This is a genomic window from Pseudomonas sp. TH08 (assembly GCF_016651275.1).
Taxonomy (GTDB): Bacteria; Pseudomonadota; Gammaproteobacteria; order Pseudomonadales; family Pseudomonadaceae; genus Aquipseudomonas.
Map to the genome: position 1 here is coordinate 604,046 of NZ_JAEKEE010000004.1, position 23,421 is coordinate 627,466.

Sequence of the window (23,421 nt, forward strand, 5' to 3'; positions counted from 1 at the left end):
GGCCTGCGCAGCGGCATCATGCCGCCGATCAAACCCCTTATTTCCTCTAGAGAACTTCCATGCGCCTGCTTCTGGTCGAAGATGATCGTGCCCTCGGACAAGGCATCCGCGTTGCGCTGAGCAGCGAAGGTTATGCCCTCGACTGGTTGCAGGACGGGGTCAGTGCCTTGCATGCGTTGCGCACGGAAAGCTTTGATCTGCTGCTGCTCGATCTTGGCCTGCCACGCCTCGACGGTCTGGCGCTGTTGCAGCAATTGCGCGGCGAGCAACATGACTTGCCGGTGCTGATTCTCACCGCCCGCGACGGCACTGCCGAGCGCATCGCGGGGCTTGATGCCGGCGCCGACGATTACCTGATCAAGCCCTTCGATGTCGATGAGCTGAAGGCACGCATCCGCGCCTTGCTGCGACGCAGTCAGGGTCGCGCGCAACCGGTGCTGGAGCATGCGGGGGTGAGCCTCGATCCGGTCAGCCAGCAAGTGACCTGGCAAGGCAGTGATGTGGTGGTGACGCCGATGGAGTATCAGTTGCTCCATCAGTTGATGGCGCGCCCCGGCAAAGTGGTGACCCGCGAACGCTTGTCCCGGGCGTTGTATGGCTGGCAGGAGCGGGTCGAAAGCAACACCCTTGAAGTGCTGATTCACAACTTGCGCAAAAAACTCTCGGGCGAGTTGATCCGCACCGTGCGCGGCGTCGGCTACGTGCTGGAGCTCAAGCCATGAACTCGATACGGACACGGATTCTGCTGCCGGTGCTGATGCTGGTGTTGCTGGGCGATGTGCTGATCAGTTGGCTGGTGCTGCGCGACAGCCACCATGAAATCGAAGAGGTTTACGACGCGCAATTGGCGCAAAGCGCGCGCCTGCTGCAGGGCGTGCTGGCGCAACGTGCGCCCGGCGACGACGACTGGCAGCGGCTTCATCAGGCCTTCGACCAGGCGATGAGCCGGGTGGGCGATGGCGAGGCAGCGCATCCCTATGAGACCCGTCTGACGTTTCAGGTCTGGCGCAGCGACGGCCAACTGCTGATGCGCTCCGCCGAAGCGCCGGAGCTTGCGGCGCCGCCGACCACCGTGGGCTCTCACGATATTCTCGAGAACGGTCGCGACTGGTGTGCCTTTCTGCTCAAGGATCCGCAACAGGGACTACTGATCTGGGTCGGTGAGCGTGACGACATTCGTCAGGATCTGATTCAACGCATCGTTGGCCATACGTTGTGGCCGAGTCTGATCGGGGTGCCGGCGCTCGCTGTACTGATCTGGCTGACCATCGGATGGGGCCTGCAACCGCTGCGCGCGATGGCGCAATCGATCCGTGGACGCACTACCGAAACGCTCAAGCCACTCAACCTCAGCCCCCTGCCCCACGACCTCGAACCGATGCAGACGGCGCTCAATCGACTTTTGCAGCAGATCGACAATTTGCTCGCGCGGGAACGGCGCTTCATCGCCGACGCGGCCCATGAATTGCGCACGCCGCTGGCGATTCTGCGCATCCATGCGCAAAACGCGCAGCTGGCCAGTACCGCGCAACAGCGCGACGAAGCCCTGGAGTTTCTGCTCAGCGCGGTAGATCGCGCCACACGCATTGCCAGCCAGTTGCTGACCATGGCGCGTATTGAACCGCGCCTGGCCAACCCACAGCGAAGCCCGGTGGAACTGACCGCACTGGTGCGTGAAGAACTCGCTGAGCTGGCGCCGCTGGCCATGGCAAAAGACATCGAACTGATCCTCGACAGCGATCACCACTGCCCGGTCGAAACCGACCCGGTGGCACTGGCCATCGCCCTGCAGAACCTGGTGACCAACGCACTGAACTTCGCCCCGCCCGGCAGCGAAGTGCGCGTTCAGGTGCAGCCGCAAAGTGATGGCTCGGTGTACATCAGCGTCGAGGATGCCGGCCCGGGCATCAACGAGACTGATTACGCGCGACTGTTCGAACGTTTCTACAGCCAGGGCCACGCCAATGGCGCCGGATTGGGCCTGGCGATTGTGCAAATGATCGTCAGCAAGATCGGCAGCACCCTGCAGCTGTACAACCGGCCGCAGGGCGGCTTGTGCGCTGAGCTGCGGATCAATCAGACCCTGCCAAACAATTAAGTCTTGCCTGTGGCGAGGGGATTTATCCCCGATGGGTCGCGAAGCGGCCCCTGATTTCAAAGCTGGGACTGCTGCGCAGTCCATCGGGGATAAATCCCCTCACCACAAAGAACCCTCATCGCCAGTGAAAATCAGGCCATAGCAATAATCTCTCACTGAGTTATTTTCTTGATTCGAAGTTTTTGACAAAATTTTCATGTTTGCCCGCATAAGATCCGCACCCTCGTTGGGGAGTAGCCTGTTTCCGAGCCTTTCGGAAGCGTTCGTATCAACATTCTCGGCAACATGCCGTGGTGCGAACACCTTTTGGTTGGTGAGACCGACGACACATCCATGCCTAAAGTCGGGCGTGTGGTTGTGTCGTTGACTCATAGCCCGACTGGAAGTACACCACCGTGAATCCCGTTTCCCTCATCTTCCTCGCGCTGGCCATGTCCACGGATGCGTTTGCAGCCGCCATCGGCAAAGGTTCCAGCCTGCACAAACCGCGCCTGACCGAAGCCCTGCGCACCGGTCTGATCTTCGGTGTGATCGAAGCCATCACCCCGATCATCGGCTGGTTGATCGGCCAGGCTGCTACTCGCTGGGTGTCCGAATGGGACCACTGGATCGCCTTCACCCTGCTGCTGATTCTCGGCTTGCACATGATTTACAACGGCCTCAAACACGAAGACGAAGCAGAGGAAAAACCCGGGCAACATTCCTTCCTGATCCTCGCGGTGACCGCGTTCGCCACGAGCATCGATGCGCTGGCGGTCGGTGTTGGCCTGGCGTTTGTCGACGTGAACATCTGGGTGGCAGCGGCCGCGATCGGTCTGGCAACCATGACCATGGTGACCATTGGCGTGATGCTCGGTCGGGTGCTGGGTGCGGTGGTCGGCAAACGCGCCGAAATCGTCGGTGGCGTGGTGCTGATGATTGTTGGTGCGACGATTTTGTATGAGCACCTGTCGGTTTGATCCGACGCTATTGATGAGCTCTCCTCATGGGTCTATGCAGCGCCAACTCTATTGTTGAGCGGATAGCCGCCCTATAAGGTGCTGCATTCACTAGAGGAGAGACGCCATGCCTACCCCGTCCGACGTTATTGTCGTCATCGGCGCCGGTTCGATCGGTCAGGCCATCGCTCGCAGAGTCAGCGTTGGCAAACACGTCGTAGTGGCGGACTTGAAGCAAGAAAATGCCGACGCCGCTGCCCGCGTCCTGCTCGATGCCGGGTTTGCCGTCACGACCGCTGTGGTCGACGTGGCTTCGCGCGAATCGATCGAGGCGCTGGTGCGCACCGCCACTGCACTGGGCCCAGTCACCGGGGTCATTCACGCCGCCGGTGTTTCACCTTCGCAAGCGCCCGTGGCAACCATTCTGCGCGTTGATCTGTATGGCACCGCCGTAGTCCTTGAGGCGTTTGGCAACGTGATTGCCCCGGGCGGCAGCGCGATCGTCATCGCCTCGCAATCCGGGCACCGTTTGCCGGCCTTGAGTGCCGAGCAAAACAAGGCGCTGGCGACGACTCCTGCGGACGATCTGTTGGCTCTGCCGATGCTTCAGGCCGATCAGATCACTGATCCCCTGCACGCCTATCAAATCTCCAAACGCGGCAATTCATTGCGCGTGATGGCCGAAGCGGTGCGCTGGGGCAAACGCGGTGCACGGGTCAACACGATCAGTCCGGGGATCATCTTCACGCCACTGGCGCGCGACGAATTGAATGGCCCCCGCGGTGCGGGTTACCGCCGCATGATCGAACTGAGCCCGGCCGGACGCGGTGGTACACCTGATGAAGTCGGTGCCGTTGGCGCGCTGCTCATGGGACCTGATGGTACGTTCATTACCGGCAGCGACTTCTTGATGGATGGCGGCGTTACCGCGGCCTATTGGTACGGTGATCTGGCGCCGCAATGATGCTCTCGTGAACCAGCGTCAAGGCGTTTCCGAGCGCTGCGCCGCTGGCGGTGTTGTCAAAAATGCACCAGGTGGTTGCGCCCGCCGCCACCGCGGTTTGCAAGGCTTGCGCCAGTGTTTGCAGAAAGGGCAAATCGTAGGCGCTGTGGTAAATGCGCGATGAGCCGTGCAGTCGCCAATACTTTGTGCCCTGCGAACCTCTCGGTGAAGCGTCATTGCTGATGCGTGAGGGTCGACCGCCGCCTGACTGACTTGATGCTTGATCAATAGCGGCTCGGCGTTGCCCCACGACTCATGCCGCGGTTCGAGTACCACTGGTCCGGCGAAACGCTGGCGCAATGCGCTGAAAAAACCTTCGGCAACGGCTGGGTCAAACGCCAGCGACGGCGGTAACTGCACCAGCAGGCAGCCCAGGCGATTACCTAATCCGCTGCACTGCCCAAGGTATTCGTCCAACGCCGCCTCACTGCCGGCAAGGCGCAGTTCGTGGGTGATGTGTTTGGGGATCTTCACTGAAAAAGCAAAACCGTCCGGCACCGAGTCTGCCCAACGTTCGTAGGTTTGGCGGCGATGCGGGCGATAGAACGAGCTGTTGATTTCGACGCTGTTGAATTGCGCGGCATAGCGCTGCAAATGCGTGCCCTCAGCCGGGAATGCCGGCCAATGCTCACGCGCAAGACTCCAGCCTGCACAACCAATGAAAATCAATTGCCTGCCTCCATTGCAATGTAGGCGCTGCCGCAGGCTGCGATCTTTCGATGTTGTTTTTCAAGATCAAAAGATCGCAGCCTGCGGCAGCTCCTACACGGTTGGCGAGAAACCTACGGGGTTATTTTTTGCCGGGCAGTACGGAGCTGAGCACTTGCTTGGCGGCCTGAACGATGATTCCGGCTTCGTCCGGATCACCTTTGAGCAAGGTCGTGGCGAATTTCTTCGCCTGCTCGAGCTTGATGTGCGGCGGCAGTGGCGGCACGTTCGGGTCGGTCTTGAATTCGATCAGCACTGGTACGTCCGACGCCAGAGCCTGCTCCCAGGCGCCGGCAACGTCTTCTTCGCGATCGACGAAAATACCTTTCAGGCCGATGGAAATCGCAAACAGGTGGTAAGGCACGTCCGGAATGCTCTGCGAAGCCTCGAATTTCGGATCGCCCTCCATCACACGTTGCTCCCACGTGACCTGATTGAGGTCTTCGTTGTTGAACACCGCACAGATCCATTTCGGGCTCGCCCACTGCCGCCAATATTTGGCCACGGTGATCAGCTCGGCCATGTTGTTCATCTGCATCGCGCCGTCGCCCACCAAAGCGATGACCGAGCGCTCGGGATAGGCGAATTTTGCAGCAATCGCATAAGGCACCGCCGCGCCCATCGAGGCCAGTCCACCGGACAGTGAGCACTGCATGCCTCGGCGGATCTTCAGGTCGCGGGCGTACCAGTTGGCACAGGAACCCGAGTCGCTGGTGATGATCGCCTGCTCCGGCAGGCGTGGCGACAGCTCGTACACCACCCTTTGCGGATTGATCGGGTCGGCTTTGGCCATGGCGCGTTTTTCCAGGGTTTTCTCCCAGGTGCCGCGCCAGCCTTCGACCTTCTTGCGCCATTTGCCTGAGGTCTTCTGCTCCAGCAGCGGCAACAACGCCGCCAGGGTTTCCGCCGAATCCCCGACCAGATTGACCTCCATCGGATAGCGCAAGCTGAGCATGTCGGGCTGCAAATCGATCTGCACACCACGGGCGTGGCCTTCCTTGGGTAGAAATTCGGCGTACGGGAACCCCGAACCGATCATCAGCAAGGTGTCGCATTCGTTCATCAATTTGTAGCTGGGCTCGGTGCCGAGCAGGCCGATGCTGCCAGTGACCCACGGTAGATCGTCGGGTAACGCAGCTTTCCCCAGCAGTGCTTTGGCGACCCCGGCACCGAGCTTCTCCGCCACCGCAATCACTTGATCGGTCGCCTGCAAGGCGCCGGCACCGACCAGAATGGCGACCTTTTCACCGGCGTTCAAAACGTCGGCGGCACGTTGCAGATCCGCTTCGTAGGGCAGCACTTTCGGTTTCGTGTAACCGACCCCGGAGTGCGCCGTGCCATGGGCGCGGGCCGGCGCTTCGTAAGGCAGATCCTGCAAATCGTTGGGCAGAATGATCGCCGTCACGCGGCGCTCGCCAACGGCCGTACGAACCGCACGGTCGAGAAGATGGCGCACTTGCGACGGCACCGAGGCCTGCTGCACAAAGGCGCCAGCGACGTCCTTGAACATCGAGACCAGATCAAGCTCTTGCTGGTAATGACTGCCCAACGCAGTGCGCGCCTGCTGACCGACAATGGCCAGCACCGGCATGTGATCCATTCGCGCGTCGTAGAGCCCGGTGATCAAGTGCGACGCACCAGGGCCTGAGGTAGCGATGCAGACGCCCAACTCCCCCGTGAACTTGGCATGGGCCGAGGCCATGAATGCGGCCATTTCCTCATGGCGCGCCTGGACGAATTCGATCTTGCCCTTGGCCCGACTGAGCGCGCCGAACACGCCGTTGATGCCATCGCCCGGATAGCCAAAAATCCGCGTAACGCCCCATTCGCTGAGCCGCTCAACCAGAAAATCTCCCACTGTCATCGTCATTTCGATCCTCATCCTTCACCAATGCATGGAGCGTTCCCGGCAGAACATTGGCCGGGAGGTGTAAGGGTCTGGACAGCCGCGCTGACGGCGAAGTTTCGATTGATTTGCCGGGACAACGCACTGCCCCGGAAGGGTTAAGGGTTCAGCGCTCAGCGATGCGGATGTACGGTCCATGCGACCAGTTTGATCACGATGGGCCGCACGACGAGAATGCACAGAAAGGCAATCGGCATGGCCAGTTTGTAAGCGTTCAGCACATTGCGCAGGTATTCGTTATCAATCCCTGAGTTGGCCGCCGTGATCACCAGCGACATCAAAAATGCCATGATCGTCGCCATGTACAGGGCAAATACATACGGTGTGGCGCGCGGCGACAGTTTGCGACGGCTGACATAAGTGGCGGCGGGATTTGTTCTTTGATTCATGGCTTTTCCATCCATTGACAGGGAGCCGGCACCTTAACAAAGCCTAATAGGGCCAACTAGACGGCCAAACGCAGGTGCTTTATAAAGCACAACTTACGAATCAGTCCTTCTCGCAGGCCACGGATGAATCTGTTAGCGGCGATTGCCAGTTTTATAAAAGTGGTCGAATCCGGCTCGATTGTCGGTGCGGCCAAGACGCTGGGCGTCAGCGCCGCCGCTGTCAGCCAGACCCTCAGTCGCCTGGAAACGCATCTTGGCGTGCGTCTGTTGCAACGCACCACGCGCAGCATGGCGCTCACCGAAAATGGCAGGGTGTATTACGAGAAGGTCAAACGCATTGCAGCAGATCTGGAGTCGGCTCAAAGCTTGATCAGCGACGACGACAGCGAATTGCAAGGTCGCCTGTGCATCGCCTCTACCTCCGCTTTCGGCCGACATGTATTGGCGCCGCTGATCGCCGGATTTTCGGCGCAGCACCCGCGCCTGTTGCTTGAACTCTCCACCACCGACGGCAAGATCAGTCACATCCAGGACGGCATCGACCTGAGCCTGCGAATCAAACCGCAACTGGAAGACGGCATCGTTGCGCGCCGGATCGTTTCGCTGCCCTTCGTCCTTTGCGCCTCGCCCGCCTATCTGCAACGCGCGGGCCGGCCGCAGTCGCCTGACGACCTGCAAAACCATGCCTGCCTGGCGTTTCGATACCCTCTGGATGGACGCTTTCTGCGCTGGAGTTTTATCCGCGACGGGCAGCGCTACGACGCACCGGTCAATGCAACGGCCATCAGCGATGACATTGACGCGCTGGCGCAAATGGCAATCAACGGCGCTGGCATCACCCGTCTGGCAGAGTTCGTCGCCGCGCCTTTTCTCGCCAGCGGCCAATTGCTGCCGCTGTTTGAAAACCATGACGGCGCAGGTCACGGCTTTGTCGAGCGAATGGACATTTATGCCTGTGTGCAGGAGCGTGCGGCGATGACTCCGAAGGTCAAGGCATTCATGGACTATCTGATCGAACACCTGAAGGTGCGCTGGCCGCAGGAAGATGCTTTGGCCGCACCGTTTCAAGCCTCCACTGACAAGGAATTGCTGTGAGCACATCTCGTTATGCCAAGGGCTCCGGCCGACCTCCGGTACATCTGGCCTCGATAAATGCGGCAGGCCATCTGGTTTTTTCCGGCGGCGTTTGCGGGGACCGTCATGTCCCCTTCTGCTCCCACGACGAACTGCTGGGAATGCTCAAAGACCTGATACTTGCGCGTGTACCTTTTTCGGTCGGCGGCATGTGTCCCGGCCCAGCAGATGAAGTCGGTTTGCTGATCGACAACGCAGAGCTGACGAGAGCCTGCATCGAGCTGTCCTGGATCGGCTCGCAACAATGGATTGTGCGCGAAACTGCGAACGCTTCTGGCGCATGGCAGCAAGAACCTGACGCCAGCAGAATCGCCAATTTAATGTTCAATCCGGACTCGCTGAAACGTTCGGACTAAGGCAAAGTCCACCTCGCCAATCGAGGCTCATCACGGAAGATAAAAACAATGAAACGTGCTTTCGGCGCTCTGCTTCTTTTCTGCCTGACCACCCACGTATTCGCTGACGACAACTCTATCGGTTTCCAGCGCTCGACCCTGCCGGACGCGAGCAATGAGCGTCCGTTGGAAATGGTCGTCTGGTACCCAGCCGGTGCAACCACTGCCGCACCGAAACTGGTCGCCGACAACCCGGCGTTTGTCGGCGTAATGGTCGCGGAAAATGCGCCACCGGCTGCAGGCGGACATCCGTTGGTAGTGCTCTCACACGGGTACCGCGGCAACTGGAGCAACCAGGCATGGCTGGCCAGCGCGCTCGCGCACCAGGGTTATATCGTCGCGGCGGTCAATCACCCCGGCAGCACCACGCATGACCGCAGCCCTCAGGCGGCGGCACAGTTGTGGCTGCGTCCTGCGGATGTCAGTCGAGCCATCGATGCGGTGACGGCTCAGCCGGAAAAGTTCGGTATGGTCGCAAAACCGCGCATTGCCGTCGTGGGCCACTCTCTCGGCGGCTGGACCAGCCTGGAAATTGCTGGCGCGCGTTTCGATACCGAGCGTTTCGCTGAAGACTGCAAAGTCCATTCGCAATTGTCCAGTTGCTCCGTTTATCAGCAGATGAATCCCGCCAGCAAAGCGGATTCGAAGACACGACTGGCCGCCGACATGCGTGACAAACGCGTCTCTGCCGTGGTGTCACTGGACCTCGGTCTGTCGCGTGGTTTCACCGATGCCAGCCTTGCGGCACTGCCTGTTCCGGTGCTGGTCATCGCAGCGGGCGTGCCGTCGCAAGACCTGCCCGCCCAGCTTGAGTCCGCCGATCTGGCCAAACGACTGCCAAAAACATCGAGCCAATACGTCGAGATCAGCGACGCCAGCCACTTCAGTTTCATGTCGCCATGCAAGCCTGGCGCGATGGAAATGCTGGAAGAAGACGCACCCGGCGACGGCATCATTTGCACCGATGGCGACGGTGGACGCGGCCGAACTGAAATTCAGCAGCAGACGATTTCGCTGATCAGCGAGTTTCTGGCGCGCTCTGCTGCGGGTTGAAATCGGTCAGATGTTTATCACCAATAAGGGAACACGCCACACACATATCAAATTGCACATAAGCAACATGTTCTCCGCGACATGGGCGCGACGGGCTCGCGTCCCTAGCATGGGTCACGCACTCGTTGTCCGTCCGGCTGACCAAGCAGCCATCGGATCGCTCGCGGACGCACTGCACTTCAGTGCCGATCCCACCCTAAGGAGAACTGAACATGACCCTGGCCGCCATCGCCTGCAAGGACATCACCTGGAACCCGATCACCAAGTCCAGCACCTTCACTGAACACGATCGTGAAATCCTCAAACACCATTGGCATCCCGTCGCTTTCTCGGCAGACGTTGCCGATAAACCGTTTGCCGTCACGCTGCTCGACGAGCCCATCGTGCTTTATCGCACCGGCGAAAAACTCAATGCTGCCCGTGATATTTGCAGCCATCGCGGGGCGCCGCTGAGCAAGGGGTGGGTACAGGGCGAAAACATCATTTGCCCTTACCACGGCCTGCATTTCGGCACCGATGGCCGCTGCACGCGCATTCCCTCGGAGCCGAACGCCAACCTCACCGAGCGCCATCGCATCCAGATGTATTCGACCCGCGAAGACTACGGCTTGATCTGGGTCTTGATGGCGGGCAGCAGTGCTCCCTTCGCTGAAATGCCGTCGTGGCATGACGAAGAATCCCAACGTATTCTGCCGCCGTCGCTCGACATCGCTGCCTCGGCCGGGCGTCAGGTGGAGGGCTTTATCGATGTGGCGCACTTCGCCTGGATTCACCACGAAGCGTTTGCCGAGCGCGACAATCCGGTGGTGCCAACGTACAAGGCCGAGGTCACGCCGTACGGCGTCCACGCCGAGTACGTGAGCAATGTCAGCAACTTCCCCAAGAGCATGCAGCACCGCGCCCCGGAAGATTTTTTGTGGAAGCGCACGTTCGATGTGTTTGCACCGTTTACCGCGCGCTTGACCGTGAACTTTCCCGATCCGCAGCACCGTTTGGTGATCCTCAACGCCGCCAGCCCGATCTCGGCACGCAAGACGCGGATGTTCTGCGCGATCACGCGCAATTTCGACCAGGAGATGCCGTTGGAGGATGTCTACGCGTTCAACCAGCAGGTGTTTGAAGAGGATCGCGACATTGTCGAACTGTGTCGCCCGGAAGATCTGCCGTTGGATCTGTCGCTGGAAATCCATATTCCCGCCGACCGCTCTTCCACTGCCTATCGCCGCGCCTTGAGCGCCCTTGGCCTGGGACGCGCGTTCACCAGCTGAGGCTCGCGTTGTTTCCCCCATCGATAGGAGTGAGCAAAATGTTCAAGTGGGAATGTCTGGTGTGCGGTTTTATTTACGATGAAGCGGCGGGCCTGCCGGAAGACGGGATTGTGGCGGGCACACGTTGGGAGGACGTGCCTGAGGATTGGTACTGTCCGGAATGCGGCGTCGGCAAGTCCGACTTCGACATGATCCGGATACAGGCCTCGGCCGAGCCCAATCGCCCGGCCGCGCAACCGGATCCGGTCGTCATTGTCGGCTCAGGGCTGGCGGGCTACACCGTGGCACGCGAGCTGCGCAAGCTGAACGCCGAGACACCGATCCTGATCGTCACCCGCGATGGCGGCGAGTTCTATTCAAAACCGGCGCTCTCCAACGCCTACCAGACCGGGCGCTTGCCCGATCAACTGGTCACCGCCAGTGCTGAGCAGATGGCCGCGCAGTTGCAGGCGCAGATCAAAACGCGCACCTCGATTGAGCGTATCGACACCCACGCGCAGTTGATTTATCTCGACGGCCAGCCGCTGCGCTATGGCTCGCTGGTACTGGCGCTGGGCGCTGACGCTCGCCGCCCGGAGCTGCAAGGCGATGGCGTGGCAGCGATCATTACGGTCAACGATCTGGAAGACTACCGGCGTTTCCGTCAGCAGATCGGCGTCGAAAGCCGCATCGCCATTTTGGGCGGTGGTTTGATCGGCTGCGAGTTCGCCAATGATCTGCGTCATGCGGGGCATGAGGTTTCGGTTATCGACCGCGCGACCTGGCCGCTGAGCCGGCTATTGCCGGTGGAGGCTGGTGATGCCATGGCCAGCGCGCTGCAATCGATCGGTGTCCACCTGGAACTGGGCAATGCGCCGATGGCTGTGCGCCGCGCCGACAGCGGGTTCGAGTTACAGCTAGCCGATGGTCGTGTGCTTGCGGTGGATCATGTGCTCAGCGCAATCGGTCTGGAGCCGCGCGTCGATCTGGCGCGAGCTGCCGGCATTGCCGTGGCCAACGGCGTCATTACCGATGCCTGCCTGCGCACCAGCACGCCGAATGTGTATGCCTTGGGCGACTGCGCGCGTGTTCACGATCTGGTCTTGCCGTACGTGATGCCGATCATGTTGCAGGCCCGCGCTCTGGCCCAGACCCTCGCGGGGCGGGCAACAGCGGTCGCCTATCCGGCAATGCCGGTGACGATCAAGACCAGCGTCCTGCCGACAATCGTAGCGTCGCCGCTGGACGGCGCCGGGCTGTGGTCGACCGAGTGGGCTGAGCGCTGCGACAAAGGCATCGCCAACGTCAAATCGCTCTACCACGATCCGCAGAGCCGCATGCTCGGCTTCGTGCTGATGGGCGCGGCGACGCAAGAAAAAGCCGAATTGCTGAAATCGCTGCCCGACTGGCGCTAGCCGCGTTTCTTTCAGGCGTAACCCGCAGATTTACTGACGTGGAGAGCTTTGCATAGACGCTTCCAGGCGTATCGCTATATAGTTATTTATATAGCGATACGCTTTTCACCCTCAGCCACTCAGGGACATGGACCGATCTGCAGTTGGCCGCCCAAGAAGAGAGCCTGCCGTGTCTAACGCCGTCCCCAACTGCGATGCACAACTGATTCGCACGCTATACACCTTGCTGACTGAATGCAGCGTTTCGCGTACGGCAGAGTTGCTCGGCCAATCGCAACCGGCGATCAGCGTTGCCCTGCGCCGGCTGCGAGAGCTGACCGGTGATCAACTGTTGGTGCGCAGTGGCAGCCGCATGGTGCTGACCACCCACGGGCTGACCCTGATCGATCCCGTTGCACAGGCGCTGAATGGCATCGAACAGATTCTGCACCCGGTCGACCGGTTCGACCCAGCCACTACCCGGCAAACTTTTCGCATCAGCACGCCGGATTATCTGAGTGTGTTTTTCGTTCCGGCGATCATCGAACGTTTCAACGCGCAGGCGCCGCTGGCCACGTTGGAGCTCAAGCACTTACAAGCCGAGGGCGGCTATTCGCGCGGACTTGAGGACGGATTTCTCGATCTGGTGATCGGCAATTGGCGAGCACCGGCAGAGCACCTGCACCTGCAAATGCTCTGCGACGATGATCTGGTGTGTCTGTTGCGCGAGGAACACCCGATCCCGCCCGGTGGCTTGACGCGCGAGGCTTACATGGACGCCGACCACTTGGCCGTCATGACCCACAACTCATCCGGCCAAGGCACCATCGGCGCCGAACTGGCCAGGAACGGCCTGGTCCGGCGAGTGACCACCACGCTGCCGTACTTCTGCATCGCGCCGTATGTGCTGGTGAAATCGAATCTGCTCTTCACCACCACACGTTCTTTTGCCAAGCACTACAACGATTTGTTGCCGCTGCGCATCGAGCCCTTCCCCGTGCCTGCGCAACCGCTGCGCTATTACCAGTTGTGGCATGCGCGCAAACATCGCTCGCAGGCCTCGAAGTGGTTGCGCAGCGTGGTGCTCTCTGCGGCCAGGGCGATTGCACCTGAGCCAATGATGGCCGAACGCGAAGCACTGTAGGAGCTGCCGCAGGTTGCGAAGTTTTTTGCTGGATGGTTTTGTATATCGGGAGGTAACGATAAATCGTGCTGGCATGAATCGGATTTTTCCCTACGGTGTTCCTCTGTTCTCAGCCAGTCACGATGAGGTCCGTTTCATGAGCAAAGCGCCCTACGTACCGCCCAAGGTCTGGAAAAACGATGCGCCGTCCGGCGGCCAGTTCGCCAGCATCAATCGCCCGATTGCCGGGCCGACGCATGAGAAAACGCTGCCAGTGGGCAAACACCCGCTGCAGCTGTATTCACTGGCCACGCCCAACGGCGTGAAAGTCACGATTCTGCTCGAAGAACTGCTGGCGCTGGGACACACCGGCGCCGAGTACGACGCGTGGCTGATCCGCATTGGTGAAGGCGATCAGTTCTCCAGCGGGTTTGTCGAAATCAATCCGAATTCGAAGATTCCGGCGCTGCTGGATCGCAGTGTCGAGCCGCCTGTTCGGGTATTCGAGTCGGGTTCGATTCTGCTGTATCTGGCAGAGAAATTCGGCGCCTTGCTGCCCAAGGACCTGGCGGGACGCACCGAAACGCTGAACTGGCTGTTCTGGCAAATGGGCGCGGCGCCTTATCTGGGCGGGGGCTTCGGGCATTTTTATGCTTATGCGCCGGAGAAGCTCGAGTACCCGATCAACCGCTTCACCATGGAAACCAAGCGTCAGCTCGATGTGCTCGATCGCCGTTTGGCTGAAAGCCCTTACCTGGCAGGCGACAGCTACACCATCGCCGACATCGCCGTGTGGTCGTGGTACGGGCAACTGGTGCGCAACACCGTGTACTCGGCCGCCGAGTTTTTATCGGCGCAGGAATACACGCATGTGCAGCGCTGGGCAGAGGACATCGCCCAGCGTCCGGCGGTCATCCGTGGGCAGCGAGTCAATCGCACGTGGGGTGATGAGGCGAGCCAGGTGCCTGAACGGCATGACGCTGAAGACCTGAACTGATCCACGCGTTTTCCCTCCCTTCGACCGCGCCCGAGCAGATTTCATGTTGATCGGGCGCGGTCATTTTACCTCCCTCGCCTGAGTCTGCTGATTTCCACTGGAAGCGCCAATTTCTGCCGCTGTGGTGATTGTTTCCCTACGCCGAAAATGTGAAAAATTTGTTAACCAATTGAAGTGGATGGCTTTCTTCGACGGGATCAATCTGACATTCTAATGCGAATACTTCTTGTATGCGCTTGCATCAGATTCGTTTTGGTATTACCTGGGGAAGCAGATTGATGTCGTTTCACACCATTCACCGCCGTTCGAACCTTTCACCCAACCTGTTGGCACTGGCGATCTGCATCGCCGCTGTCGCACCGGTTGCGGCAGACGAATCTACGCAAGACCAGCCTGACAACGTCGCTCCGCCGACCACGCTGGAGTTGGGCGCCACCGAAATCGGCGCCACGCAGATGGGCAGTACCACCGAAGGTACGGACTCCTACACCACCGGTCCCATGCAGACCGCTACCAAACTGTCGCTGACCATGCGCGAAACACCGCAAGCGGTGACCGTTGTCACCCGCCAGCGCATGGACGATCAGGCCATGACCAGCATCAACGACGTGGTGAAGGCCACGCCGGGCTTGTTTCTCAACCAGTCAGGCGGCCCGGGGCGGCAGACTTACAGTTCGCGCGGTTTCGACATCGACACCATCATGTACGACGGCTTGCCCAGCTCGTATCAGGCCTACTCGATGGCGGTGCAGCCGAACCTGGCCATGTTCGACCGAGTCGAAATCGTCCGCGGGGCAACCGGCCTCGTCACCGGTGCCGGCAACCCTTCGGCGGCGATCAACATGGTGCGCAAGCGCCCGACGGCAGACCAGCAAGTGACCCTCACTGGCGCGGCCGGCAGTTGGGACGATTACCGTGGCGAGATCGACGCCTCCAGCCCGCTCAATGAAAGCGGCACGTTGCGTGGCCGGGTGGTCAGTTCCTATCAAGGCGCCGACAGTTTTCGCGACAAAGAACAAAACGACCACGGCCTGTTCTACGCCATCGGTGAAGCCGACCTCAGCGACAGCACCACGGCCACGCTTGGCTTCTCTCGCCAAAATGAACAGACCAACTATTTCTGGGGCGGTTTGCCACTCGGCACCGATGGCCACCACCTCGATCTGCCGCGCTCCACCTACCCCGGCACCAACTGGGAAAACAAGAAGCTGCAGATCGACACCGTGTTCGGTGAAGTGGAGCATCGCTTCGACAACGACTGGAAACTGCACGTTGCCGGGACTTCCTCGACGCTGAATGGCGAGTTTTCCGGCACTTACCTGTCGCGCTACAACGGCCCGCTGGAAACCACCGCCTATCAATCGCATAACACCGACAAGCAGACCGCACTGGACGCCTTTGCCAGCGGCCCGTTCGAAGCCTTCGGCCGCACTCATGAACTGGTCGTCGGTGCGAGCAACCGTGTCTACGATGCGACCTCCAAGGAATACGACCCGTACACCACCGCGTGGCCGATCGGTGCGCCAAAACCTGACTTTGTGCGTGACAGCAAAACCCGCACGGTGACCACGCAGGATGCCGTCTACCTGACCTCCCGACTGAGCCTCGCCGACCCACTGACCCTGATCCTCGGCGGCCGCCTCGACTGGTACGACTACGACGACCGCACCGGCGACGGTGATTACAAAGTCACCCGCAACCTGACGCGCTACTCGGGTCTGATCTACAAGCTCGACGATCACCATTCGCTGTACGCCAGTTACACCGACATCTTCACCCCACAGACCTCCAAAGACCTTTCGGGCAAGGTGCTGGACCCGATCGTCGGCGAAAATTACGAAGTCGGGATCAAAGGCGAATACTTCAACAGCGCTCTCAATGCCAGTCTGGCCGTGTTCCAGATGGATCAGACCAATCGCGCTGCCCTTGCAGCAACGCAGTTGGGGTGCCCGGTCATGACCTGCTATCAGGCTTCCGGCAAGGTTCGCAGCCAGGGCGTCGACATGGAGCTGCAAGGTGCGCTGACCGAAAACTGGCAGGTCGGCGGCGGTTACACTTACACCCGCGCCCATTACATCAAGGACGAGAACCCGGACAACGATAATCAGCGCTTCAAAACCGACATCCCCGAGCACCTGTTCAAACTCTCGACGATGTATCGCCTGCAAGGTCCGCTGGAGAAGTTTCGCATCGGCGGCAACGTCTACTGGCAGAGCCGCTTGTACAACGATGTTCCGGTCGCCAACAGTACCTATCGCGTCGAACAGGGCAGTTACGCCGTCACTGACCTGATGGCCGGTTACGAAGTGAACAAACACCTGGACCTGCAAGTCAACGCGAACAACATCTTTGACCGCGTCTACTACTCCTCCATCGGCTACAACACCACCTGGGGTGCTACCGACAACTACGGCAATCCGCGCAGCTACATGCTGACGGCCAAATACAGGTTCTAAGCCGCGCAATACCCGCAACAACATCGACCAAGGGCGCCCCGGAAAATCCGCGGCGCCCTTGGCTTTGTGCAACCGGCCTATTAGCAATAGGCGACAATAAGGGATAGTCTTTGCCTCGATACCCTCTCGAAGCGCCAGCCCATGACCAACCCAGCATTCTTATCCGACATTGAAGCCATCCGCAGCATCGACGCGGTGCCGGTCATCCTGAGCATGGTCAAACACCTTACCGGCATGCGCTTCGCGGCGGTCGCGCGCGTCACGGACAGCAACTGGGTGGCGTGCGCCGTCGACGACTCGATCGAATTCGGGCTCAAGCCCGGCGGCGAGCTTGTACTCGAATCGACCATCTGCCACGAGATCCGCCAACACAAACAGCCGGTCATCTTCGGTCATGCCAGCACGCACGCGATCTTTTCTGCGCATCACACGCCGAAAACCTATGGGCTGGAAAGCTACATCTCCATTCCGATCGTCAAAGCCAACGGCGATTTTTTCGGCACGCTGTGCGCCATTGATTCGGTCCCGGCGAATCTCGACGAGCCGGCCATCGCGAAAACGCTGACTCTCTTCGCCCAACTGATAGCCATGAGCCTAGACACGCAAAGTCGTCTGCAGGCAACGGAAGTCGAACTGAGCAACGCCAATGAGCTAGGCCGCCTGCGCGAACAGTTCATTGCTGTACTCGGCCATGACCTGCGCACGCCATTAAGCGCCGTGCGCATGAGCACCGACCTGCTGGAAAGCAAAACCGAGGACAAACGCTCGCTCTCACTGATTTCGGCGATCCGCAACAGCTCGGTGCGTATGGGCGTACTGATCGAAAACATCCTCGACTTTGCTCGCGGTCGTTTGGGGGGCGGGATTCCGCTTCAGCGAAAACTCGTGGATGACCTGCAACAAACCCTGCAACTGACCCTTGACGAGGTCAAGGCGTCCCACCCGAATGTAACGTTCGTGCACGCGCTGGACGTTCCGGGCGGCGTCTATTGCGACGCGTTGCGCATCAGCCAGTTGCTGTCGAACCTGTTGGGCAACGCAGCCACTCATGGCTCGACCAGTGCGCCGATCACCCTCAAAGCCTATTCGGAGAATGATGAGATTGTCATCTCGCTGACTAATCAGGGCACACCTATTTCAGCGCAGTTGCTGCCGCTGTTGTTTGAGCCTTTTACCCGATCCGAAGCCGGTCAGCGTTGCGAAGGACTGGGTCTGGGTCTTTACATCGCGTCGCAGATCGCGACTGCGCACAATGGCACCTTGAGCGTCACGTCGAACATCGAGTCGGGAACCTGCTTTGTGGCGCGCTTCCCGGCTCAGTTCAAATGGCTTTAAGCAGAGGTTCCGCGCTTACACAGTCTGCCGGCGCATCGTCAGAATCGCTGCGCCAAAACCGATGAATGTCGACCCGACGATCCGGCTTACCCAACGCGACAGCGCCGGACGGGTCAGCACGCCCTTGGCGCGAGACGCCAATGCGGCATAGATAGTCAGCGAAGACACCGACAACGCCATGAAGATCGAGGTCAGAATCAGGAATTGCGGCAGCAGCGCTGCGCCCTGATCGATGAACTGTGGAAACAATGCAGTGAAGAACATCGTTGCCTTGGGGTTGGTCACCGCCGTCAGGAAGGCCGACTTGTACAGTTTGCCGCGCGTTGGGCGGACCTTGCTCGCCTCACCTTCAAGCCCCTCTGGCAGCATCGGGCCCTTTTTGAACAGCTGTTTCACGCCCAGGTAAAACAGATAACCGGCACCGAGAATCTTCACTGCGTTGAAGAGGATTTCCGAGCTGGCCAACAACGCTCCCAACCCAAGCATCGCCGCCGCCGACAGACAGAACAAACCACTGGCATTGCCAAGCGACGACCATACAGTGCTGCGTTGCCCGTACGTCAGGCTGTTGTTGATCGCCATCAACGTCGCCGGTCCCGGGCTGGCAATGGCAATCGCGCCAACCAGGGTGAACGTCAGTATCGAGTGAGAATCCATTTCCGCTGCTCGTGGTCAATGTGGTGCTGCATGTTACCGCAGCCAGGCGATCTGTCGCTTTTCACGGCTATAACTGTACTGCGCCCCTGCCGAGAAAACCATGACTGACCGCGAACAGCTACATCGACAAGGCTTTGCCCTGCTTCGTGGCGCGATTCCCACCGAATGGCTGGATGCCCTGCGCGCCGCGTTCGATGCGGGTGTGAAGCCTTCGTCGCAATGGCCAACACCGCGCGGGATGGACTGGCGTCATGCGCAATTGGATCTGGATCCGCAGATTCAGGCGACCTGTCGTCTACCGCAAGTGTTGGCGATCGTGGGCGAACTGATTGGCGAGCGTTTCTTTCTTGCGCAGGTAGAAGGCCGCGAACCCCTTGGCGGTGGTGGTCATCAACCGTTGCATCGCGACATGTCGGCGCAACGGCCAGGGGACATGGTCAATGCTCTGGTCTTTCTCGACGACTATGGCCCCGACAATGGCGCAACACGCATCGTCCCCGGCAGCCATCGGCCTGAGCCGGGAGCGCCACCCCTGGATATCAATGAGCTGCCCGGCTGTGTGCAGCTAGCAGGCCGCGCGGGCGACGTACTGCTATTCGATGTCGATCTGGTGCACGCGGGCAGTTTGAATCACACCGGTGCGCGCCGCCGCACGCTGCTGATCAGCTATTGCGCTGTGGCGCTGTACGACTCACAGCTGCAAACGGCGCATCTGCGAGGCGTGCGAATGGACATCGGCGACCGCTTCGAACCATCGGACTTTGCCTACAACCTGTGTCCCGTTTCGGGGGTCGACAAACCTGCCTTGCGCTCCCAACATAGCGCTTTCTCTGAACATGACAGCGAGGCGTTGTAATGAGCCACCCGACTATCCGTGCGTTGATCCTGGATGACTACGCCCACAACGCCTTCCGTGAAGCGCACATCGAGCGCCCCCAGCCTCAAGCTCACGAAGTGCTGGTGCGGGTGGTGGCCAGCGGCGTCAACCCGATCGACTACAAGATCCGCTCCGGCAACGCGCCCTACGCGATGCCGGAGCTGCCAGCGATTCTCGGCACCGACATGGCCGGGGTGATCGAAGCTGTCGGTGCCGACATCAAGCACTTGGCTGTCGGCGATGAAGTGTACGGAATGGTCGGCGGCGTCCGTGGTTTGCCGGGATCGCTGGCGGAATACCTCGCGGTGGATGCCGATCTGGTGGCGCGTAAACCGAAAAATCTCGGGTTTCGCGAGGCGGCGGCAATTCCGCTGGTGTTCCTCACCGCTTGGGAAGGTCTGGTCGATCGTGCTCACGTCCAGGCCGGGCAAAAAGTCCTGGTGCATGGCGGCGCCGGCGGCGTGGGCCACATGGCCGTGCAAATTGCCAGGGCGCTGGGCGCCGAAGTGTTCGCCACGGTTTCGCCGGGCAAACGCTCGATTGTCGAAGGCTACGGCGCCACGGCGATCGACTACCGCGACGAGCCGGTTGCGCAATACGTGAACCAGCATACCGGCGGCAAAGGTTTCGACGTGATTTACGACACCGTCGGCGGCCAGAGCCTCGACGATTCGTTCGCCGCCATTCGTCTCTATGGCCACGTCACCAGTTGCGCGGCGTTCGGCACCCACAACCTTGCCACCGGCTCGCTGCGCAGTGCGACGCTGTCGGGGATTTTCGTGTTATTGCCTATGCTCACTGGCGTTGGTCGCAAGCACCACGCCGAGATCCTCGGTTACGCAACGCGACTGATCGAAGAAGGCAAGGTCAAGCCGTTGATGCATCCGCAGCGCTTCAGCCTCGGCGAAGCACGCCAGGCCCATGATGCGGTTGAACAAGGCACTGGCATCGGCAAAGTGGTGATCGACATCGCTTGATCCCACAGCAGATTGAGAAGCAAAAAAAACCCCGCGACCGAATGAAGGCGCGGGGCAAAGAATTGGTTGGTTGCGGCCAACCAAAGGAGCTCTGTTACATACGTGTACCGGGCAGGATCAGATGCAGTCTTGCGCAGCTCGTTCAAAACTCGATGGCAGGTAGTTCGAGGCCAGCAGGTGGCGCTCGTAGAGGAACACCTTGCCGCCGGTACCCGCCTTGTAGGCTTCGAGTATGTTGTCCGCGGAAATCTTGCTCGGTACCACGATCCGGTAACTGCGTTGGGTCTGCGAGACCGTTGGGGTCAGCGCGCTGCCCTGCAGCTTCGGCACCACACAATCGGCGTACTGCGCAGGGGTTTTGCTGGTCTGCAAAACCAGGGTCGGATTGTTCGGTGTCGAGGCACAACCGGCGAGCAGCAAGGCAGCGACAGCCATGGCAGGCACAAATAAAGGACGCATAGGGGTAATCCTGAAAATAAAGGTTCTGTTCAACCGGCAACGGTTCAGCCTCACGGAGCTGCCGTCGCCATTTATGTTTTAAGTGTTCAGCTCGACGCCACCAGCGCCTTGAGCGACACATCGAATTGCTTCAAAGCGTTAAGCTGCAAGTCGCGTTGCTTGTCGATCTGCGCAGCAATTGCCGCTGCCGCCTGGTTGTGGACCCACACGGAAGGCAGCTGTTTTTCCACCGCCCCTTCAGCTTTGCCGATGTATTGCAGGTCGGCGTCGTAGAAACGTGCGGTGAAGCGCGCTTCGACCAGACTGTTGCGTTGCGTCAGCAAGCGGTTGAACGTGTCGAGTTTCACCACGATGTCTGGATGTGCCTGGACCAACGCATCGAGGCTGTCGTAAACGGTGACGGACAAAAACTGTTGCTGCAGCGAACTGATCAACCAATCGATGGCCAGTTCAGGATCGGAGCTGCCGACGAAGGCCTCGCGAATCCTTGAGTCCAGCGCATCTTTGGCACCGTTGGCGGCCATGTCGTGGTAACGCTCAAGGTATTGCAGGTTTTCCAGTGTGTTCTCGCTGTACAGCACGCCGACGCTTTGCGAGTGTCGCAACGTCGCGCTGCTGCCGGCGATGGGCTGGAGATGACACGACCGGGCGTCGTCTGCGTAGGTCGGTGCAGCGGCAACCGCTCCGCCCATCAACAGGGCGACCAGAGCCAGTCGGGTCAAAGTGTTCATCGCGCAAATTCCTTGAGCTGCGTGTTCGATGGAAGCGATTTTCCGCCCATTGGCGACAAAGCAAAACTTGCGTTTCGTGATGGTCACTATTACTTCTAGCAATAGTTGCGCGACGTGCAGACTGATACACACTTCAATACAACTAGAAAAAGATGAAAGAGGATCTCTCTTTGAGAACATTCGACCTGATCCGTGACGCCGTTTTGCCCGACTTTCGCGAGCGAGTGGCGGAATACCTGGTCCAGTACGAGACTGTATTGCTAGCCGACGCCCCCGGCGACACCCAGCTGATTCGGGACACAGCCCATCAGCTGCGCGGTTACCTGCGCGGCCTGAACACCACGCGAGTGCTGGGCATGGCGGACTGGGAAGAGCTCGATCGGCGGGTGGTAAACACCTGGCTAGCGCCGCAGCAATGACCGACTAGACTTGCCGGGCTGTTTCCGACTGTCGAACCGGAGGTGCCCCATGAGCAACACCGAACCCACTACTTTCAACGGCTGGGCGGCCACCGCTGCCGGCGCACCGCTAGAGCGTTACAGCTACGATCCCGGCGCATTGGGCGAAGAAGACGTCGAAGTCGCCGTGGAATACTGCGGTGTCTGCCACTCGGATCAATCGCTGATCGACAACGACTGGGGCATCAGCCGCTATCCGTTCGTGCCGGGCCACGAAGCGGTCGGCAAGATCGTTCGTATGGGCTCGCAGGTACGTGGCTTGAAAATGGGCCAGCGTGTCGGCATCGGTTGGTACAAGGGCAGTTGCATGCACTGCTCATCCTGCATCTCGGGCTCGCAGCAACTGTGCGGCACCGCGCAGCCGACCATCATCGGCAGTAACGGTGGCTTCGCCGATCGCTTGCGCTCGCACTGGGCCTGGGCGATTCCGGTACCTGACAACCTTGATCCAGCGATGGTTGGGCCATTGTTCTGCGCAGGTTCAACGGTATTCAACCCGTTGCTGCAATTCGGCGTGAAACCCACCGACCGCGTCGGCGTGGTCGGCATCGGCGGCCTTGGCCACTTGGCGCTGCGCTTTCTGAATGCCTGGGGCTGTGAAGTCACCGCGTTTACCTCATCGCTGAACAAGCAGGATGAAGCTAAACGCCTCGGCGCGCACAATGTCGTCGCCTCAACCGACAGCAATGCGTTGAAAGCCATTGCCGGTACGCTGGATTTTCTGCTGATCAGTGCCAACGCCGACCTCGACTGGAAGGCCATGCTCGCCACTCTGCGGGCCAATGGGCGGCTGCATTTCGTCGGCATCGTGCCCAGTGCGATTCCGGTTCACGTGTTCGATCTGATCCCTCAGCAAAAATCCCTGTCCGCCTCACCCGTTGGTTCGCCGGCCACCATGGCGACCATGCTCGAGTTCTGTGCGCGGCATCAGATTCTGCCGCAGGTCGAGATGTTTCCCATGAGTAAGGTCAACGAGGCCGTCGAGCATTTGCGCAGCGGCAAGGCGCGTTATCGCGTGGTGCTGGACGCCAGCCAATAAAACAGCGGCGCGTCGGCCAGTGCCGTACGCGCCGCCCCTCCTGCCAA

General features: G+C 60.0%; 22 protein-coding genes, 2 pseudogenes and 1 riboswitch. Of the genes and pseudogenes, 18 read left to right on the forward strand and 6 right to left on the reverse strand.

Going from position 1 to position 23,421, the window contains the following annotated elements; all coding sequences use genetic code 11:
- Positions 1-59 precede the first annotated feature (59 nt).
- The 4 genes from JFT91_RS19795 (at position 60) to JFT91_RS19810 (ending at position 4,000) form a co-directional block, all read left to right on the forward strand.
- A complete protein-coding gene (locus JFT91_RS19795; RefSeq protein WP_158829731.1) occupies positions 60-722 on the forward strand; it encodes a response regulator in 663 nt (220 codons plus the stop codon).
- A complete protein-coding gene (locus JFT91_RS19800) occupies positions 719-2,098 on the forward strand; it encodes an ATP-binding protein (protein ID WP_201233576.1) in 1,380 nt (459 codons plus the stop codon). Before JFT91_RS19795 ends, JFT91_RS19800 begins: the two co-directional genes overlap by 4 nt.
- Before the next feature lie 216 nt (positions 2,099-2,314).
- Positions 2,315-2,485, forward strand: a riboswitch (yybP-ykoY riboswitch).
- Between the two features lie 8 nt (positions 2,486-2,493).
- The gene (mntP, locus tag JFT91_RS19805; protein WP_201204223.1) at positions 2,494-3,057 is read left to right on the forward strand and encodes a manganese efflux pump MntP; all 564 of its coding nucleotides are present in this window, start codon (positions 2,494-2,496) and stop codon (positions 3,055-3,057) included.
- Between the two features lie 106 nt (positions 3,058-3,163).
- Positions 3,164-4,000, forward strand: coding sequence for an SDR family oxidoreductase (locus tag JFT91_RS19810; RefSeq protein WP_201204225.1), 837 nt, complete (start codon positions 3,164-3,166; stop codon positions 3,998-4,000).
- On the opposite strand, the pseudogene JFT91_RS19815 reads toward JFT91_RS19810, so the two are convergent.
- The 3 genes and pseudogenes from JFT91_RS19815 to JFT91_RS19825 all read right to left on the reverse strand — a co-directional run bounded on the left by JFT91_RS19815 (position 3,960) and on the right by JFT91_RS19825 (position 7,042).
- Positions 3,960-4,708, reverse strand: a pseudogene (locus JFT91_RS19815) (DUF72 domain-containing protein). The gene JFT91_RS19810 and the pseudogene JFT91_RS19815 overlap by 41 nt on opposite strands.
- A gap of 121 nt (positions 4,709-4,829) precedes the next feature.
- Complete coding sequence (locus tag JFT91_RS19820) at positions 4,830-6,617, reverse strand: thiamine pyrophosphate-requiring protein (RefSeq protein ID WP_201233577.1); 1,788 nt, start codon at positions 6,615-6,617, stop codon at positions 4,830-4,832.
- Positions 6,618-6,766: 149 nt separating this feature from the next.
- Entirely contained in the window at positions 6,767-7,042 is a 276-nt protein-coding gene (locus JFT91_RS19825; RefSeq protein ID WP_158829718.1) for a DUF2798 domain-containing protein, read from the reverse strand.
- Between the two features lie 123 nt (positions 7,043-7,165).
- Between JFT91_RS19825 and JFT91_RS19830 the strand changes: the two genes are divergently transcribed.
- The 10 genes and pseudogenes from JFT91_RS19830 to JFT91_RS19870 all read left to right on the forward strand — a co-directional run bounded on the left by JFT91_RS19830 (position 7,166) and on the right by JFT91_RS19870 (position 18,176).
- Positions 7,166-8,137 carry a LysR family transcriptional regulator gene (locus JFT91_RS19830; RefSeq protein ID WP_201233578.1) on the forward strand — a complete coding sequence of 324 codons (972 nt, stop codon included), beginning with the start codon at positions 7,166-7,168 and terminating at the stop codon, positions 8,135-8,137.
- Positions 8,134-8,532, forward strand: coding sequence for a hypothetical protein (locus tag JFT91_RS19835; protein WP_201233579.1), 399 nt, complete (start codon positions 8,134-8,136; stop codon positions 8,530-8,532). The genes JFT91_RS19830 and JFT91_RS19835 overlap by 4 nt, the downstream gene beginning before the upstream one ends.
- Before the next feature lie 48 nt (positions 8,533-8,580).
- Entirely contained in the window at positions 8,581-9,624 is a 1,044-nt protein-coding gene (locus JFT91_RS19840) for an alpha/beta hydrolase family protein (protein ID WP_201233580.1), read from the forward strand.
- A 212-nt stretch (positions 9,625-9,836) separates the two neighbouring features.
- Complete coding sequence (locus tag JFT91_RS19845; protein WP_201226159.1) at positions 9,837-10,892, forward strand: Rieske 2Fe-2S domain-containing protein; 1,056 nt, start codon at positions 9,837-9,839, stop codon at positions 10,890-10,892.
- 38 nt (positions 10,893-10,930) lie between these two features.
- Positions 10,931-11,092, forward strand: a pseudogene (locus tag JFT91_RS29710) (rubredoxin); the annotation flags it as partial.
- Positions 11,081-12,286: an NAD(P)/FAD-dependent oxidoreductase gene (locus JFT91_RS19850; RefSeq protein WP_242487334.1), complete on the forward strand. Its 1,206-nt coding sequence runs from the start codon at positions 11,081-11,083 to the stop codon at positions 12,284-12,286. The pseudogene JFT91_RS29710 and the gene JFT91_RS19850, both read left to right, overlap by 12 nt.
- Positions 12,287-12,455: 169 nt before the next feature.
- On the forward strand, positions 12,456-13,409 hold the full coding sequence (locus JFT91_RS19855) for a LysR substrate-binding domain-containing protein (RefSeq protein ID WP_201233581.1): 954 nt from the start codon (positions 12,456-12,458) through the stop codon (positions 13,407-13,409).
- 136 nt (positions 13,410-13,545) lie between these two features.
- Positions 13,546-14,385, forward strand: coding sequence for a glutathione-dependent disulfide-bond oxidoreductase (gene yghU, locus JFT91_RS19860; RefSeq protein WP_201233582.1), 840 nt, complete (start codon positions 13,546-13,548; stop codon positions 14,383-14,385).
- A gap of 278 nt (positions 14,386-14,663) precedes the next feature.
- Complete coding sequence (locus JFT91_RS19865) at positions 14,664-16,841, forward strand: TonB-dependent siderophore receptor (RefSeq protein ID WP_201204239.1); 2,178 nt, start codon at positions 14,664-14,666, stop codon at positions 16,839-16,841.
- A gap of 141 nt (positions 16,842-16,982) precedes the next feature.
- Positions 16,983-18,176 (forward strand): GAF domain-containing sensor histidine kinase, encoded by a 1,194-nt coding sequence (locus JFT91_RS19870; RefSeq protein WP_201204240.1) that lies wholly within the window; start codon positions 16,983-16,985, stop codon positions 18,174-18,176.
- Between the two features lie 15 nt (positions 18,177-18,191).
- On the opposite strand, the gene JFT91_RS19875 is transcribed toward JFT91_RS19870, so the two are convergent.
- Entirely contained in the window at positions 18,192-18,833 is a 642-nt protein-coding gene (locus tag JFT91_RS19875; protein ID WP_201204241.1) for a LysE family translocator, read from the reverse strand.
- 100 nt (positions 18,834-18,933) lie between these two features.
- Between JFT91_RS19875 and JFT91_RS19880 the strand changes: the two genes are divergently transcribed.
- Both JFT91_RS19880 and JFT91_RS19885 read left to right on the forward strand, forming a co-directional pair.
- Positions 18,934-19,689: a phytanoyl-CoA dioxygenase family protein gene (locus JFT91_RS19880; RefSeq protein WP_201233583.1), complete on the forward strand. Its 756-nt coding sequence runs from the start codon at positions 18,934-18,936 to the stop codon at positions 19,687-19,689.
- Positions 19,689-20,687: a zinc-dependent alcohol dehydrogenase family protein gene (locus JFT91_RS19885; protein WP_201204243.1), complete on the forward strand. Its 999-nt coding sequence runs from the start codon at positions 19,689-19,691 to the stop codon at positions 20,685-20,687. The genes JFT91_RS19880 and JFT91_RS19885 overlap by 1 nt, the downstream gene beginning before the upstream one ends.
- Before the next feature lie 117 nt (positions 20,688-20,804).
- On the opposite strand, the gene JFT91_RS19890 is transcribed toward JFT91_RS19885, so the two are convergent.
- Together JFT91_RS19890 and JFT91_RS19895 are read right to left on the reverse strand one after the other, a co-directional pair.
- Positions 20,805-21,146 (reverse strand): hypothetical protein, encoded by a 342-nt coding sequence (locus tag JFT91_RS19890; RefSeq protein WP_201204244.1) that lies wholly within the window; start codon positions 21,144-21,146, stop codon positions 20,805-20,807.
- Between the two features lie 86 nt (positions 21,147-21,232).
- Positions 21,233-21,877 carry an ATPase gene (locus tag JFT91_RS19895; protein ID WP_201204245.1) on the reverse strand — a complete coding sequence of 215 codons (645 nt, stop codon included), beginning with the start codon at positions 21,875-21,877 and terminating at the stop codon, positions 21,233-21,235.
- Positions 21,878-22,047: 170 nt separating this feature from the next.
- Here JFT91_RS19895 and JFT91_RS19900 point away from each other — a divergent pair, with 170 nt between their 5' ends.
- Entirely contained in the window at positions 22,048-22,296 is a 249-nt protein-coding gene (locus JFT91_RS19900) for a hypothetical protein (RefSeq protein WP_201204246.1), read from the forward strand.
- Positions 22,297-22,345: 49 nt separating this feature from the next.
- A complete protein-coding gene (gene ahr, locus JFT91_RS19905) occupies positions 22,346-23,374 on the forward strand; it encodes an NADPH-dependent aldehyde reductase Ahr (protein ID WP_201233584.1) in 1,029 nt (342 codons plus the stop codon).
- Positions 23,375-23,421: the final 47 nt, after the last annotated feature.

Coding starts and splice junctions, on each gene's coding strand:
- JFT91_RS19795 (WP_158829731.1), top strand. CDS start 60: ATGCGCCTGCTTCTGGTCGAAGATGATCGTGCCCTCGGACAAGGCATC.
- JFT91_RS19800 (WP_201233576.1), top strand. CDS start 719: ATGAACTCGATACGGACACGGATTCTGCTGCCGGTGCTGATGCTGGTG.
- JFT91_RS19810 (WP_201204225.1), top strand. CDS start 3,164: ATGCCTACCCCGTCCGACGTTATTGTCGTCATCGGCGCCGGTTCGATC.
- JFT91_RS19820 (WP_201233577.1), bottom strand. CDS start 6,617: ATGACGATGACAGTGGGAGATTTTCTGGTTGAGCGGCTCAGCGAATGG.
- JFT91_RS19825 (WP_158829718.1), bottom strand. CDS start 7,042: ATGAATCAAAGAACAAATCCCGCCGCCACTTATGTCAGCCGTCGCAAA.
- JFT91_RS19830 (WP_201233578.1), top strand. CDS start 7,166: ATGAATCTGTTAGCGGCGATTGCCAGTTTTATAAAAGTGGTCGAATCC.
- JFT91_RS19840 (WP_201233580.1), top strand. CDS start 8,581: ATGAAACGTGCTTTCGGCGCTCTGCTTCTTTTCTGCCTGACCACCCAC.
- JFT91_RS19845 (WP_201226159.1), top strand. CDS start 9,837: ATGACCCTGGCCGCCATCGCCTGCAAGGACATCACCTGGAACCCGATC.
- JFT91_RS19850 (WP_242487334.1), top strand. CDS start 11,081: ATGATCCGGATACAGGCCTCGGCCGAGCCCAATCGCCCGGCCGCGCAA.
- yghU (WP_201233582.1), top strand. CDS start 13,546: ATGAGCAAAGCGCCCTACGTACCGCCCAAGGTCTGGAAAAACGATGCG.
- JFT91_RS19865 (WP_201204239.1), top strand. CDS start 14,664: ATGTCGTTTCACACCATTCACCGCCGTTCGAACCTTTCACCCAACCTG.
- JFT91_RS19870 (WP_201204240.1), top strand. CDS start 16,983: ATGACCAACCCAGCATTCTTATCCGACATTGAAGCCATCCGCAGCATC.
- JFT91_RS19875 (WP_201204241.1), bottom strand. CDS start 18,833: ATGGATTCTCACTCGATACTGACGTTCACCCTGGTTGGCGCGATTGCC.
- JFT91_RS19880 (WP_201233583.1), top strand. CDS start 18,934: ATGACTGACCGCGAACAGCTACATCGACAAGGCTTTGCCCTGCTTCGT.
- JFT91_RS19885 (WP_201204243.1), top strand. CDS start 19,689: ATGAGCCACCCGACTATCCGTGCGTTGATCCTGGATGACTACGCCCAC.
- JFT91_RS19890 (WP_201204244.1), bottom strand. CDS start 21,146: ATGCGTCCTTTATTTGTGCCTGCCATGGCTGTCGCTGCCTTGCTGCTC.
- JFT91_RS19895 (WP_201204245.1), bottom strand. CDS start 21,877: ATGAACACTTTGACCCGACTGGCTCTGGTCGCCCTGTTGATGGGCGGA.
- ahr (WP_201233584.1), top strand. CDS start 22,346: ATGAGCAACACCGAACCCACTACTTTCAACGGCTGGGCGGCCACCGCT.